At 63.2% G+C, this 14,754-nt stretch carries 11 protein-coding genes; 9 read left to right on the top strand and 2 right to left on the bottom strand.

Annotated elements, in window-relative coordinates; all coding sequences use genetic code 11:
- The first annotated feature begins 10 nt into the window (after nt 1-10).
- The 3 genes from J3D46_RS21740 to J3D46_RS21730 are packed head-to-tail and all read left to right on the top strand — an operon-like array spanning nt 11 to nt 5,011.
- Nucleotides 11-1,660 carry an extracellular solute-binding protein gene (locus tag J3D46_RS21740; RefSeq protein ID WP_231340705.1) on the top strand — a complete coding sequence of 550 codons (1,650 nt, stop codon included), beginning with the start codon at nt 11-13 and terminating at the stop codon, nt 1,658-1,660.
- A 46-nt stretch (nt 1,661-1,706) separates the two neighbouring features.
- Entirely contained in the window at nt 1,707-3,653 is a 1,947-nt protein-coding gene (locus tag J3D46_RS21735; RefSeq protein ID WP_253468786.1) for a DUF2264 domain-containing protein, read from the top strand.
- The gene (locus J3D46_RS21730; RefSeq protein WP_253469272.1) at nt 3,653-5,011 is read left to right on the top strand and encodes an alpha-L-fucosidase; all 1,359 of its coding nucleotides are present in this window, start codon (nt 3,653-3,655) and stop codon (nt 5,009-5,011) included. The genes J3D46_RS21735 and J3D46_RS21730 overlap by 1 nt, the downstream gene beginning before the upstream one ends.
- Nucleotides 5,012-5,081: 70 nt before the next feature.
- On the opposite strand, the gene rarD is transcribed toward J3D46_RS21730, so the two are convergent.
- Complete coding sequence (gene rarD, locus J3D46_RS21725) at nt 5,082-6,149, bottom strand: EamA family transporter RarD (RefSeq protein ID WP_253468784.1); 1,068 nt, start codon at nt 6,147-6,149, stop codon at nt 5,082-5,084.
- Between the two features lie 117 nt (nt 6,150-6,266).
- Here rarD and J3D46_RS21720 point away from each other — a divergent pair, with 117 nt between their 5' ends.
- The 6 genes from J3D46_RS21720 to J3D46_RS21695 all read left to right on the top strand — a co-directional run bounded on the left by J3D46_RS21720 (nt 6,267) and on the right by J3D46_RS21695 (nt 14,000).
- Nucleotides 6,267-7,706, top strand: a complete 1,440-nt coding sequence (locus tag J3D46_RS21720; RefSeq protein ID WP_253468782.1) for an FAD-dependent oxidoreductase — start codon at nt 6,267-6,269, stop codon at nt 7,704-7,706.
- An 87-nt stretch (nt 7,707-7,793) separates the two neighbouring features.
- The gene (locus J3D46_RS21715; RefSeq protein WP_253468780.1) at nt 7,794-9,137 is read left to right on the top strand and encodes a GAF domain-containing protein; all 1,344 of its coding nucleotides are present in this window, start codon (nt 7,794-7,796) and stop codon (nt 9,135-9,137) included.
- Between the two features lie 96 nt (nt 9,138-9,233).
- Nucleotides 9,234-10,757 (top strand): aldehyde dehydrogenase family protein, encoded by a 1,524-nt coding sequence (locus J3D46_RS21710; RefSeq protein WP_231340710.1) that lies wholly within the window; start codon nt 9,234-9,236, stop codon nt 10,755-10,757.
- Nucleotides 10,758-10,861: 104 nt separating this feature from the next.
- The gene (adhP, locus tag J3D46_RS21705) at nt 10,862-11,872 is read left to right on the top strand and encodes an alcohol dehydrogenase AdhP (protein WP_231340737.1); all 1,011 of its coding nucleotides are present in this window, start codon (nt 10,862-10,864) and stop codon (nt 11,870-11,872) included.
- Nucleotides 11,872-12,288 carry a DUF779 domain-containing protein gene (locus tag J3D46_RS21700; RefSeq protein ID WP_231340711.1) on the top strand — a complete coding sequence of 139 codons (417 nt, stop codon included), beginning with the start codon at nt 11,872-11,874 and terminating at the stop codon, nt 12,286-12,288. Before adhP ends, J3D46_RS21700 begins: the two co-directional genes overlap by 1 nt.
- A 164-nt stretch (nt 12,289-12,452) precedes the next feature.
- The gene (locus J3D46_RS21695; RefSeq protein ID WP_231340712.1) at nt 12,453-14,000 is read left to right on the top strand and encodes an amino acid permease; all 1,548 of its coding nucleotides are present in this window, start codon (nt 12,453-12,455) and stop codon (nt 13,998-14,000) included.
- Between the two features lie 83 nt (nt 14,001-14,083).
- On the opposite strand, the gene J3D46_RS21690 is transcribed toward J3D46_RS21695, so the two are convergent.
- Nucleotides 14,084-14,719 carry a DUF2461 domain-containing protein gene (locus J3D46_RS21690; protein WP_231340713.1) on the bottom strand — a complete coding sequence of 212 codons (636 nt, stop codon included), beginning with the start codon at nt 14,717-14,719 and terminating at the stop codon, nt 14,084-14,086.
- Between the last annotated feature and the right edge of the window lie 35 nt (nt 14,720-14,754).

The raw sequence follows: 14,754 nt of genomic DNA, 5'->3' as shown, positions 1-14,754 counted from the left end.
AGGGCATCCCATGAAATCAATCCAGACTTCCGGCCCCAGCCGCCGGAACTTCCTTTCCGTCACGGGCATCGGCGCCCTGGCGTTGTTCAGCGGCGGGGCCTTGGTGGGCTGCGGCCAGCGAACCACCACTGTTGCCTCGAACGCCAGCGAAGCATTGCTCCCCACGCACATGCCCCTTAAGGCGGCCGCGGCGGACATCGCCGGCACGGCAGAAGGCGTGCCGGCGGCGTTCTACAAGTACCCCGCACCGTTCCGAAGCGTGGAGAGCCCACCGCTCAAGGGTGGCAAGGTCACCGCCATCACCAACCTGTTCGGCACGGCCCCCAACGCCCGGGCGGACAACCCCGCGTGGCAGGCCATCGAAGCACGCCTGGGCGGTCAGGTGGAGATCACCTCGGTGTCCTCGGATGACTACGCCACCAAGTTCAACACGATCATTGCCGGCGGCGAGCTGCCCGACCTCATGCTCAACGACGGCGCCGCCGTGCCCAACATCGTGGAGTTCCTCCAGGCCAAGTGCGCGGACCTGACGCCGATGCTGGGTGGCGACAAGATCAAGGATTACCCCAACCTGGCCGCCATCCCGGAGGTGTTCTGGAAGCAAACCGTCCAGGCCGGCAAGCTCTACTCGCTGCCCATCCCGCGCAACCTGACCGGTGGCTCCGGCTTCGTGAACCAGACCCTGTTGGAGAACGTGGGCATCAAGTCCACCGAGGACATCAAGGACAAGGACGATTTCTACCGGGTGGCCAAGGAGCTCACCAACCCGTCCAAGAACCAGTGGGCGTTGGGCAGTACCAAGTTCGGCCTGACGATGCTGCACCACATGTTCCGGACGCCGAACGTCTGGAAGAACGACGGCGGCAAACTCACCAGGGCGTTCGAAACGGACGAATACATGGCCGCGATCGAGTTCGCAGCCAAGCTCTACAAAGACGGCCTCTACGTGCCGGGCTCCGAGGGCTGGACCAAGTCGCAGATGGTGAACTCCTTCATCTCCGGCAAGGTGGCCATGATCTACGACGGCCTCCCCGCTTACATTGGCCCCACCGGCTACGGCCGCAGCATCCCCGCCGCCAACAAGGCCAACAACGCCGTGCCGTTCATCCCAGTAGGCCACGACGGCGGCAAGGCACAGACCTGGTTGGATAACATCACCTTCGCCACTGTCATGCTGAAGAAGGCCGACGAAGCCAAGCTCAAGGAAGTCCTGGCGGTTGCAAACTTCCTGGCGGCCCCGTTCGGCAGCGAAGAGTACCTGCTGCTCAACTACGGAGCAGAAGGAGCAGACTACACCCTGGATGCCAACGGCAATCCCGTGGTCACCGAGCGTGCTTTGCTGGACAACGCCGTGCCGTGGAAGTACCTCGCCGCGCCGCAGCAGGTTGTCTACGACCCCAGCAACAAGGACATCGTGGACGTCATGCACAACGCCTACTCAAAGCTCATTCCGCTGGGCGTCGAAGATCCGTGTGGCACGCTGTTCAGCCCCACGAACGCCAGCAAGGGCGCCAAGCTCGGACAGCCTGTGTCCGACGCCGCCACGGCAGTCATCGCCGGACGTGGCACCATGGACGCACTCAAGAGCGCCGTGGCGGACTGGAAGAAGAACGGCGGAGACACCATCCGCGGCGAATACGAATCGGCCTTGGCCAAGTAGCCAGTCCGCACAACCCCAGTTTGCCTGAACCCAAGGACCCAACACCGTGACACAGTCCCTGCCCAACTTGCCGTGGCTACCCGAAACCAACAAAGACCAGTCCCCATTCACGGGCTGGACCCGCAGCCACTGGGAGGCCACGGCTGACCACTGGCTGGAACACATCCGCCAATATTCCAGCCCGTTGAAGGCGAGCCCACGCCTCCCTGGCCCGGTGACCCGCGACGGCGAGCGCCGGGAAGGCATGGAAACCATCGGGCGGAGCCTGTTGATGGCTGCGCCGCGGATTGCCGGTGCATGTGGCCAGGATCGGCTGGGTTTGGCGGCCTGGTACCGGGAGGCGCTGCTTGCCGGCACTGATCCGGGGGGAGAGGAACGCTGGCCGTTGGGGGTCACCTGCAAGTCTCCTTTGCTGGGGGTGACCAACTCGATCGTGGAAGCGGCGAACATCGCCTTCTCGCTCTACATTGCCCGAGAGTGGCTGTGGGAGCCCTTGTCGGCGGGGGAGAAGAAGCAGGTTGCGGATTGGTTGCGGCACCATGCCCGGCTTGAGGTGTGGGGCAACAACTGGCAGCTGTTCCCCGCAATGGCTGAGGGTTTCCTGCGTTCGGTGGGTGAGGACGTGTCGGGCTGCATTGGGGCGCGGAACGTGGCACGGGTGGAGTCCTGGTATGTGGGTGATGGCTGGTACACGGATGGGCCGGAACACGCGATCGACTACTACAACGCGTGGGCCATTCACCCGTATCTGTGGGCTTGGTACAAGATGACCGGCCGGGAGGACACCCCTGAGGGCCGCCGTCACCTGGACCGTTTGCGGGAGTTCGTGGGCACGCAGAGCCTCATGTTCGCCAAGGATGGAGCGGTGCTGCACGTCGGGCGATCCCTGGCGTACCGCACGGCTGTCCTGGCTGCGCTGTGGTGTGCGGAAATCTCGGGCGTGAACCCGCTGACCCCGGGCGCAACCCGACGTTTGGCGTCCGGTGTGCTGGCGAACTTCACCGCCAAGGGCGTAGGGGTGGATGGGCCGCCGAACCTTGGCTGGTACGACGAGCACCTGGCATCCTGCCAGGCGTACAGCGGTTTCGGCTCGCCGTACTTGGCGGGCATCGGCTTCCTTGGCTTGGCCCTCCCGCCGGAGCACCGGGTGTGGCAGGACGTGGAAGAGCCGCAGCCCACGGACGGTCCGGCTCAGCTGCGGTCCTTGCCCGATGCCGGCTGGACGTTGACCACCCACGGCGGCTTGGTGCGTCTGACCAATCACGGCAGCGATCACTGCGGCTTGCCAGTGGGAGGCGGCACGGACCCCGACGATCCGCATTACGCCAAGTTCTCCTATTCCACGCACACGGCCCCGGGCACGGGTGCTGCGTGGGAGGACAATGTGGACGGCCACCTTGCGTTGTTGGGGTCCGACGGCGTGGCGAGCCGGCGGTGTGCCCTCCGCGCCACCCGCACGGACGGACTCGTCAGCGGATCCGTGCACATTCCGCAGCTGTATGGAAAGACCTTGACCGGCACTGCCGTGACCACCGTCTCTGCAGTGAACGGGATTCATGAGCTTCGTTGCCACCTGGTCCGCGGACCGGTGGAGTATTCCGTCCGGGAAGGTGGTCATGCCGTCGCCGGAGCCCAACCCGTGCAAGCGGGCCGGTCCGAAGACACGGCATGGGTCAGCAACGGCGACGTGTTCGCGGCAATCACAGCTATCCACGGGTGGCAGGATCCGGACACCACCCGCTATGCGGGAGCCAACGCCATGGGCGAGCACTCAGCTGTACCGGTTCTGGGCGCGCAGCGCACCAGCGGGGAAACGGTCCACATCGCGCTCCACACCCTGACCCGGGACGAGGCTCCGGCCCCCGAAACGCTCAAGGCGGCTGCCGCCGTCGTGGTTTCCGGCACGGAAGTGTCAGTCACGTGGGCGAGCGGCACTTCGCAGACTTTTGACCTGCGGACGTTTGTGCCGTGGGACGGGCAGGTGGGAAAGTGATGGACCTCAAGTACGGCGCGTCCCGCGAAAAACCCCGTGAGGATGCTGCAATGCAGCGGTTCCGGAGCCACCGGGTGGGGCAGTTCATCCACTGGGGCCTCTACTCGCTGCCGGCTGGCCGATGGGAGGGCAAGGACGTGGAGTTCGCGGCCGAGTTCCTGCCGCGCGTCGCGAAAATTCCGCAGCAGCGCTGGGAAGCGCTGGCGAAGGACTTCACCCTGGCTGACTTCGACGCCGAACGGTGGGCGGACACGGCGGTGGCCCTCGGTGCCCGCTACATGACCATCACCACCAAACATCATGACGGCTTTTGCTTGTGGCCGAGCGCCCACACGGACTTCCACATGGGCAATACGCCATCGGGCAGGGATGTCCTGGGCGAACTCGTCGCGGCGTACGAGGCCCGGGGAATCGACGTCAACTTCTACTACTCAGTGCTGGACTGGCGGCACCCGGACTGGCGTTTCACGCTGGAGGACGACGCCGACAGCCTGGCTTTCGCCCGCTACCTCGACTTTGCGATGAAGCAGTTGGAGGAACTCGCCGAGCGGTATCCGTCGGTCAAGGGATTCTGGTTCGACGGCACCTGGGACGAGTCCGTGAAAGCCAACGGGTGGTGGACCTGGGAAGTCGAGCGGATGCTGAAGGAACGGATTCCCGGCGTGGTGGTCAACAGCAGGCTCCGGGCCGACGACTTCGGCGCACGGCACGTCGATTCCAACGGAGCACTCATGGGTGATTACGAAAGCGGCTACGAACGCAGATTGCCGGAGCCATGGGACCACGGCGTGGCTGAGCGGGATTGGGAAGCGTGCATGACCATTCCGCAGGCCAGTTGGGGGTATCACCAGGGACCATGGGCCCAGGCAACTCTGAAGCACCCGTGGGATGTGGTGGACATGATCGCCCACTGCACGTCCCTTGGCGGCAATTTCCTGCTGAACTTCGGACCCCGTGGAGACGGTTCCATGGCACCGGCCGAGGTGGGGATCGCCACGAAAGTGGGGGAGTGGCTTTCCGTCAACGGGGAAGCCATCTACGGGTGCGGCTTCGCCGAGGGCTGGGACTATCCGGGGTGGGGCTACTTCACCCGTTCTGCCACGGGCGACGTCTACGCCGTAGTGACCCGGGCGCCGGTATCGGGGCGGATCCGGCTGCAGTTGCCGGCCGGAATGGCGCTCGCCGGCGTGCGGTTGCTGGGATCCGGTGAGCATCCGTTCAAGCGGCTCGCGGACTCGCTGTTCGAAATGGTCATTGCGGGTGACGCGAGTACCGGGCCGCTTGTTTTCGCCCTGGAAACCAGTGCATTGGCCCGGCCCTCGTCCGAGAAGGAACCCAACCCTGACGTGCTGGACTAAAGCAACGCGGGGTCACTTACGGCCCATAATTTCCCTTCACATGGGCCGTAAGTGACCCCGCGTTGCAGTACTACTGGGCAGCCGCCAGACGGGCCTTCTTCTTCAACACGGAGTTCTTCCGCGTGGTCCGCAGCATGTCGATGGTGAGCAGGACCAGGGCGAGCCACACGACGCAGAAGCCGATCCAGCGGGCCGTGGTCATGGTCTCGTTGAACACAGTCAGGGCCACGATGAACTGAAGGACCGGCGCAAAGTACTGCAGCAGGCCGATGGTGGTCATGGGCAAGCGTCGGGCGGAGGCACCAAAGAAAAGTAGCGGCACGGCAGTGATGACACCGGAAGCCACCAGCAGCCAGAAGTGGCCGGCACCCAAAGTGGTGAGGGTTTCCACGCCCGTGACACCAAGGACCACCATGGTGATGGCGGCGAGGGGGGCCAACACCACGGTCTCCACGCTGAGGCTGGTGAGGGCGTCAACCTTGGGTCCGACGCGCTTTTTGACGAAGCCGTAGAGGCCGAAGCTGAAGGCAAGGATCAGCGCAATCCACGGCAGCTGCCCGTAGGAGAACGTCAGGACGCCCACTGCAACGAATCCGATACCCACTGCTGCCCACTGCAGGGGACGCAGCTTCTCCTTGAGGACGAAAACGCCCAGGAGGACAGATACCAGAGGGTTGATGAAGTAGCCCAAGGAGGTTTCCACCGCGTGGCCGGTGGTGACGCCGAACGTGTAGGTGAGCCAGTTGATGGCGATCAAGCCCGCTGCCAGGGCCAGTGGACCGAACACAGAACGATCTTTCACCGCAGCCCAGAAAGTCTTCCAGGCCCGGGTGATAGTGATCAGCAAGGCACAAAAGAGCAAGGACCAGACTATCCGGTTGGCTACGATCTCGATGGCACTTGCCGGCATCAGAACAAAGAAGTAAAGCGGCAGCAGCCCCCACAGGCCGTAGGCGCCGATGCCGAACAGGACCCCCGCCGTCGACTCGCTCCTCACCGGCTTGTCGATGCTTCCGGTGCCTTTGCCGCCGCCCCCGACTGCCGCCGTCGTGGGTTGGTTTGAAGAAGAGCTTGAGATGATCTGTTCCGGTGTCGACACATTGTCGGCAACACCATCTCCTGACGCAATATTCCGCAATGTTTGGGAATTTCTGTGACTCCTGCCATATAAGCGGCCTGACGTAGGGTCGACATCTAGAATTGGAATCTGCGCGCCCCAACAATGGCGTGGCTCACTGCTTCGGAAGGGCTTACGGTGTCCAACTCAGCCGCAACCACCCCCAAACGTCCGCTACGCGTTGCGATCGTCGGCGCAGGTCCCGCAGGTGTGTACGCCGCGGACATCCTGACTAAATCCAATGAGGTCAAAGACGGCGACGTGGAGGTCAGCATCGACCTCTTCGAGGCATACCCGGCGCCGTACGGCCTGATCCGCTACGGAGTGGCCCCGGATCATCCACGCATCAAGGGCATCGTCAACGCCCTGCACAAGGTGTTGGATCGCGGTGACATCCGCTTTCTGGGCAACGTGACCTACGGCCGGGACTTGACGCTGCACGATTTCCGCGCTTTCTACGACGCCGTGATCTTCTCCACCGGTGCCATCAAGGACGCGGACCTGAACATCCCCGGCATCGAACTCGAGGGTTCCTTCGGAGGCGCCGACTTCGTGTCCTGGTACGACGGACACCCGGACGTGCCCCGCGAGTGGCCCTTGGACGCCAAGGAGATCGCCGTGATTGGCAACGGCAATGTGGCCTTGGATGTCGCGCGGATGCTGGTCAAGCACCCCGAGGAATTGCTGGTCACCGAAATCCCGGACAACGTCTACGCAGGGCTGAAGAAGTCGCCGGTCACCGACGTTCATGTTTTCGGCCGACGCGGTCCCGCCCAGGTGAAGTTCACGCCGTTGGAACTGCGTGAACTGTCCCACTGCAAGGACGTGGACATTGTCCTGTACCCGGAAGACTTCGAGTTCGACGAAGCCTCCGATGAAGCCATCAAGACGAACAACCAGATCAAGACCATGGTCAACACCATGACCAACTGGCTGGTCGAAGAGCACGCCGAATCCGAGCAGCCCTCTTCACGCCGCCTGCACCTGCACTTCCTGCACAGCCCGGTGGAAGTCCTGGACTCGCCAGAGGCACCGGGGAAGGTCTCCGGGATCAAGTTCGAGCGCATGCAGCTGGACGGAACGGGCAATGCCAAAGGCACCGGCGAGTTCGTCGAGTACCCGGTCCAGTCCGTCTACCGCGCCATCGGCTACCACGGTTCACCGCTGGAGGAGCTTGAGTACGATGCCCGCCGAGGCGTCATACCGAACGACGGCGGTCGCGTCCTGGACGCCGACGGCAAGCCCGTACCGGGAATCTACGCAACGGGCTGGATCAAGCGCGGACCGGTCGGTTTGATTGGCCACACCAAGGGCGATGCCCTGGAGACCATTGGCTTCCTCCTCGAGGACAGGCTCACCCTGCCCCCGGCCGAGAACCCGGATCCGCAGGCCATCATCGACCTCCTCGAAGAACGCGGCGTCGAATACACCACCTGGGAGGGCTGGAACCGGCTTGATGCCCACGAGGCTGCCCTAGGTGCTTCCTGGTCCGGTGGCGAAGGTAGCGGCAACGGTGTGGTCCGTGAACGCATCAAGGTTGTTCCGCGCGAGGAAATGATCCAGATCTCCCGCGGCTGACAATCTCCTCCACCCGAACTAGACTTCACGGTACTGTGCCGCCCGTTACACGCAGCGCACCGTCATTGCGGACTACCAGGGAGTTCGATGAGGAAACCCATTCATCCGCCGGTTCCAGGCAGCGATGCCGCGGAGTTGGTCCAGAAGCATGCCTTGGTTGGCCACGAACGCCTGGACTCCCTGCGTCTGGGCGCGCCCGGGGATATCGTTGGCCTCCGCCGCTTGGTGCGTGAATCCTGGCAACGCTCCGCCAGCCTGCAGGCCAATCCCGACGTCGCCGAGGCGCCCCTCGCGATGGACCAGGACGAACTGGAGGAGTACCGCAGGCAGCATCCGCTGGCCACCATCATGCCCGTGATCAAGAAGCTGCTGGTCCAACCCAGCCATGACAGCGGCCTGTTGGTGGCAGTGGGCGACGACGTCGGCCGCCTCCTGTGGGTGGACGGCGATCCCGTGATGCAGCGCCGCGCCGAAGGCATGATGTTCGTGGCCGGAGCCGACTGGTCCGAAGCCTCCGTGGGCACCAGTGCACCAGGCACCGCGCTGGCCCTTGACCGCAGCATCCAGATCTCCGGCGCCGAGCACTTCAAACGATCCGTCCACCCCTGGAGCTGTACCGCCGTTCCCTTCCACGATCCCGATTCCGGCGCCGTGCTGGGCGTCGTGGACATTACAGGCACGGAAACTGCCGTGGCCCCGCACACCCTCTCGCTGGTGGAGGCAACGGTCGCTGCAGCGCAGGCCCAACTGCGGATCGAGCGCCTGCAGCTGGCCGCCGCCGTGCGGGCCAAACCGCGACGCCGGAACTCGGCTGCCACTTCCAGCCATGCCCTGTATCGCAACAGCTTGCAGCTGTTGGGCCGCGACCAAGCCCTCCTCAGCATCGACGGCCGGACCGTGTCCCTGTCCGCGCGGCACAGCGAAATCCTGGCCATCCTCGGCAGCCACCCTGACGGGCTCAGCGCCGAGGACCTGTGCACGCAGCTGTACCCCGGCGACGGATCCTCAGTGACGCTGCGGGCCGAGATGGTGCGGCTCCGCAAGGTGATCCAGGAACTCAGCCCGGACGCGGTTCCCCAATCCCGGCCCTACCGCCTCCCCGTTGAGTTGCTGCCCGACTCCGGCCAGGTTCTCAGTTGCCTGCAACGTGGCGCCCACCGCATTGCCCTGGAAATCTACAAAGGTGCGGTCCTGCCGCGATCGGAGGCACCCGGCGTCGTGCAGTTGCGTGAGCGTGTCGGGCACCTGCTGCGCGAGGCGCTGCTCAGTGATGGCAGCGTCGATTCGCTGCTCAAGTACGCGGAACTGCCCGAGGCGAAGTACGACGTCGACCTCCGCCTTGCACTCCTCAAGCAGCTGCCGCCGCGCTCACCCAAGCGGGCCGCCGTCGTGGCTGACCTTGAACGGATCGACACCGAACTGTCTGCGTGAGCTGAATCACAAGGTTGCAACGTAGCTGCAACCTCCCCGCTCCTAGGCTCGGATCAATGGCGACAGCCACCGTGATTCGCAGCAAAGGAGCTAGCAATGACTGTTTACGCACAGCCGGGTGCCGAGGGTTCGAAGGTCACGTTCAAGGACCGCTACGAGAACTGGATCGGCGGCGAGTGGGTTGCCCCGGTCAAAGGCGCCTACTTCGAGAACATCACCCCCGTCACGGGCAAGGCCTTCTGCGAAGTTGCCCGCGGCACCTCCGAGGACATTGAGCTTGCCCTCGACGCCGCGCACAAGGTTGCACCCTCCTGGGGCAAGACCTCTGCCACCGAGCGCGCAGCCATCCTGAACAAGATCGCCGATCGCATTGACGAAAACGTTGAGCTCCTCGCGGTCGCAGAGACGTGGGACAACGGCAAGCCCGTCCGCGAGACCCTCAACGCCGACATTCCGTTGGCCGCCGACCACTTCCGCTACTTTGCCTCTGCCGTCCGTGCGCAGGAAGGCCACCTCTCCCAGCTGGATGAGGACACTACGGCGTACCACTTCAAGGAGCCGCTGGGCGTTGTCGGCCAGATCATCCCGTGGAACTTCCCCATCCTCATGGCTGTTTGGAAGCTGGCCCCGGCCCTGGCCGCCGGCAATGCCGTGGTGCTCAAGCCCGCGGAGCAGACACCGACGTCCATCCTTGTGCTCATGGAACTCATCGGTGACCTTCTGCCGGCAGGCGTGGTGAACGTTGTCAACGGCTTCGGCGTGGAGGCCGGCAAGCCCCTCGCCTCGAGCTCCCGCATCCGGAAGATTGCCTTCACCGGCGAGACCACCACGGGCCGGCTGATCAGCCAGTACGCGTCCAACAACCTCATTCCCGTCACGCTCGAACTTGGCGGAAAAAGCCCCAACATCTTCTTCGACGACGTTGCCTCCGAGAACGATGCCTTCTACGACAAAGCCCAGGAAGGCTTCACGCTCTTCGCCTTCAACCAGGGCGAAGTCTGCACGTGCCCGTCCCGTGCTTTGGTCCAGGAAGGGATCTACGACTCCTTCATGACGGACGTCGTGGCCCGGACCAACAAGATCATCCAGGGCAACCCGCTGGACACCGACACCCAGATCGGCGCGCAGGCATCGAATGACCAGCTGGAGAAGATCCTCTCCTACATAGACATCGGAAAGCAGGAGGGCGCCAAGGTGCTGACCGGCGGTGCTCGGGCCGAGATGTCCGGTGACCTGGCCGGCGGCTATTATGTGCAGCCCACCATCTTCGAAGGCCACAACCGGATGCGCATCTTCCAGGAGGAGATCTTCGGACCGGTGGTGTCCGTGACCAAGTTCAGCGACTACAACGACGCAATCGGCCTTGCCAACGACACGCTGTACGGTCTGGGCGCCGGAGTCTGGTCGCGCAACGGGAATGTCGCCTACCGCGCAGGCCGGGAAATCCAGGCCGGCCGCGTGTGGGTCAACAACTACCACGCCTACCCGGCAGGTGCCGCCTTCGGTGGCTACAAGTCCTCAGGTATTGGCCGTGAGAACCACGCCATGATGCTGGACCACTACCAGCAGACCAAGAACCTCCTGGTCAGCTACAACGAGAACAAGCTCGGCTTCTTCTAAGAGTTGTTGTACAGCAGATGCCCTTATGGAGCGGTTTTAGGGGCATCAGCTGTACAAAAACTCCCATCATTCGTACAGATCAAAGGAGATCGTCAATGACCACCATGCACGCTGCAGTCGTCACGAAATTTGGAACCGACCTCGAGATCAAGGAAGTGGAACGCCCGACGCCGGGTCCCGGCCAGGCGCTGGTGCGCCTCATCACCTCGGGCGTATGTCATACGGACCTGCACGCCGCTGAAGGCGACTGGCCGGTCAAGCCAACGCCACCGTTCATTCCCGGCCATGAAGGTGTGGGAGAAGTAGTGGCCCTGGGCGAAGGTGTCACGGACGTTGCCATTGGCCAGTTGGTGGGCAACGCCTGGCTTTGGTCTGCCTGCGGGGACTGCCAGTACTGCCGTACCGGCTGGGAAACCCTGTGCGAGTCGCAGCAGAACGGTGGCTACAGCGTGGACGGCTCGTTCGGCGAGTACATGCTGGTGGACACGCGATTCGCCGCACGCATCCCGGAAGGCTCGGACCCTGTGGAAGTTGCGCCCGTGCTGTGTGCCGGCGTCACCGTTTACAAGGGCCTGAAGATGACCGAAGCCAGGCCGGGACAGTGGGTCACGATCTCCGGGATCGGCGGTTTGGGACACATCGCAGTGCAGTACGCGGTGGCCATGGGTCTCCGGGTGGCAGCGGTGGACATTGCCGACGACAAGTTGGCCCTGGCCCGTGAACATGGCGCTGAGCTGACAGTGAACGCCCTGCATGAGGATCCGGCGGAAGTGATCCAACGTGAAACCGGTGGCTGCCACGGTGTCCTGGTCACGGCGGTGCATCCCTCTGCCTTCGGCCAGGCGATCGGCATGGCACGGCGTGGTGGAACGATCGTTTTCAACGGGCTGCCTCCGGGAGACTTCCCGGCGCCTATCTTCGAGATCGTGCTCAAAGGCCTCACGGTCAGGGGGTCGATCGTGGGCACGCGGCAGGACCTTGAAGAGGCGCTGGAGTTCTATGCGCAGGGAAAGATCAAGCCAACGGTCTCTACCCGGGAGCTCTCGGAGGTCAACGCGGTCTTTGACGAGATGAAGCACGCCAAGATCGATGGCCGAGTGGTTCTGAAGTTCTGATGGACTCCGCCAGCTTGGAAGCTGCGGTGACGCTGCCCGGGGAGGACTTTTCCCGGGTGGCGCTGACCGTAGTGTCCGTGGAACTCCTCCGCAAGCTGTGGGACCAGCACGGACCGCTCATGTTCCATCAGTCGGGCGGCTGCTGCGACGGCTCGGCACCCATGTGCTACCCGGCAGGGGAGTTCCTGACAGGTGATTCCGATGTCCTGCTGGGCAGGTTCGACATTGGAGCTGGCAGTGAACCACAGCCGCTGGAGTTCTGGATGTCCAAGGAGCAGTTCAATTACTGGTCGCACACCCACCTCACTGTGGATGTGGTCCCCGGCCGCGGCAGTGGGTTCTCGGTGGAGTCTCCCGAGGGGAAGCGATTCCTGATCCGTTCCACCCTCATGGACTGGGACGTGCCAAGCAATTAGGTCCAAAGCTGGTGTGATGAGGGCAACCCGCCTTCGTCACACCAGCCACACCTGCCCCGCGCCCCACAGGCCGTCTCACTATCTGGGATAAATATGGCCGTCCATTGACCGGACACTATTCTTGATGAGTCCTATACCACTCCCATCCAGAATGTGGCATTTTTATGAACATTTTCAGGACCAAATCGATCGAGCAGTCGATCGCCGATGCCGATGAGCCCGGTCGCAAGCTGAAGCGCAGCCTCAGCACCTGGGACCTGATGATCATGGGCGTCGCCGTTGCTGTCGGCGCCGGGATCTTCTCGGTAGGCGCCAAGGCTGCTGCAAACTTTGCCGGCCCCGCCGTCACCATCTCCTTTGCGATCGCCGCCGTCACGTGCGCGCTGGCCATCATGTGCTACGCAGAATTCGCCACGGCAATTCCCGTAGCCGGCTCCGCCTACGTCTTCACCTACGCGACCATGGGCGAGGTCCTTGCGTGGATTATTGGCTGGAACCTCATCCTCGAACTTTTCACCGCTGCGGCGGTGATCGCCAAGTACTGGGGCATCTACCTCAGTACCGTCTTTGGCCTGATGGGCGTAGACATGCCGCCGTCAATCAAGGTGGGCGGCGTTGACCTCTATTGGGGTGCCTTCCTCATCGTCGCGATCTTCACCGTGCTGCTGGTGTTGGGGACAAAGTTGTCCGCCCGCGTCGGCAACGTCTTTACGCTGATCAAGATCGCCGTGGTGCTGTTCGTGATCGTTGTTGGCTTCAGCTACGTGAAGTTCTCCAACTACACCCCCTTCGTCCCGGCCTCTGAGCCCACCGATTCCGGTGCCGCCGACGTCATGAAGCAGTCCTTCTTCGGCTTCCTCACAGGCGCCGCTCCGGCCCAGTACGGAACGCTGGGCGTCTTCGCCGGTGCAGCCCTGGTCTTCTTCGCCTTCATCGGCTTCGACGTAGTGGCCACCTCCGCAGAAGAGGTCAAGAACCCGCAGAAGACACTTCCCCGCGGCATCTTCGGTGGCCTTGCAGTGGTTACGCTGCTCTACATCCTGGTCTCCCTCGCGCTGACTGGTATGGTCTCCTACACACAGCTGGCCGAGGTCAAGAACCCCACCCTGACTACCGCCTTTGAGGCCGTGGGCAACACGGACGCTGCCAAGATCATCGCGTTCGGTTCCTTGGTGGGTCTGACCACGGTGATCATGGTGCTCCTCATGGGCCTGTCCCGAGTGGTCCTCGCCATGAGCCGCGATGGCTTGTTGCCTCGTTCGCTGTCCAAGACCAGCGAGAAACGCTCCACCCCTGCCCGGCTCCAGATCATCTGCGGCGCCGCTGTGGCACTGGTTGCCGGTCTGACCAATGTGGATCTCCTCGAGGAAATGATCAACATTGGCACGTTGTCCGCCTTCGTGATGGTCAGCCTGGGCATCCTGGTGCTGCGCAAGAAGCGCCCTGACCTCAAGCCCGCCTTCCGGGTCCCGTTCGGCAAGGTCCTGCCGTGGGTCTCCGCGGTGCTCTGCCTCTACCTCATGACCAACCTGGCGGTGGAAACCTGGATCTTCTTCGCGATCTGGCTGGTCATCGGCATGGTCATCTACTTCTCCTACGGACAGCGCCACTCCAGGCTCAACGAGAAGTTCGCCGCAGCCAGGGCCTCCGTCAACGGTGCTCCCGAAGTCCGCCGGGCCGACGGCGACGAAGACAGCTACACGAAGGTCTAAACCAATCACGGCAGCTTGTCAGACAGCTGCCACCTCTTGCCCTACAAGGCGCCCGGAAACATCGGTTTCCGGGCGCCTTCGCGTTACGGCGCAGCATGCTCGCTGACCCACTCCACCAAAGGCCTCAGTACCTCCCAACGGGCAGCGATCTCATCTTTGGCAGCGGGAGTTGAAAGCCAGTCCGGTTGCCCAACCTCCACGCCCGCCGACAACGACTTGTGCTTGAGCAGCTCAGCGCGTGGATGGTCTTTGTCGACACCCCGCGGAACGGTCTTGAGCTTCTCGCCCTCGATGGCAAACCCGGCCGTAGCGATCGAATCAACGATCTCCTGCAGCTCCAATCCACTGTCAGGGGCATCCACGGCGGCCCGGAAACGCGCAAGCTGGGCAGGCGTGTGGGAATGGTAACCACCACCGATCAGCAGTCCATCCGCACTGATCTGGACGTAGAAGCCGACGCCCTCCTGGGTGGCGGCAAAGGCACCTTGGGCAGTTTTGTATGGCGACTTGTCCTGGGAGAACCGGATGTCCCTGTTGGGACGAAAAATCTTGGCCGGCCCGAACCGCGGCTCCAGCTCTGAAAGGAGAGCTGTCAGCGGCTCCTTGACCTCGGCGTCGTACGTTGTTTTATGTTCCAGCCACCACTCACGGTTGTTGTTCTCTTCGAGTTCGGCATAGAAGCGGAATGCGGCTGTAGGGATGCCTTCGAATGTGCTCATGAAAGGATCCTATGGACCCCACCACCGGCGCAGCC

Source organism: Paenarthrobacter sp. A20 (assembly GCF_024168825.1).
In the GTDB taxonomy this organism is placed as follows: Bacteria; Actinomycetota; Actinomycetes; order Actinomycetales; family Micrococcaceae; genus Arthrobacter.
This window is presented reverse-complemented; position numbering and strand designations above follow the sequence as displayed.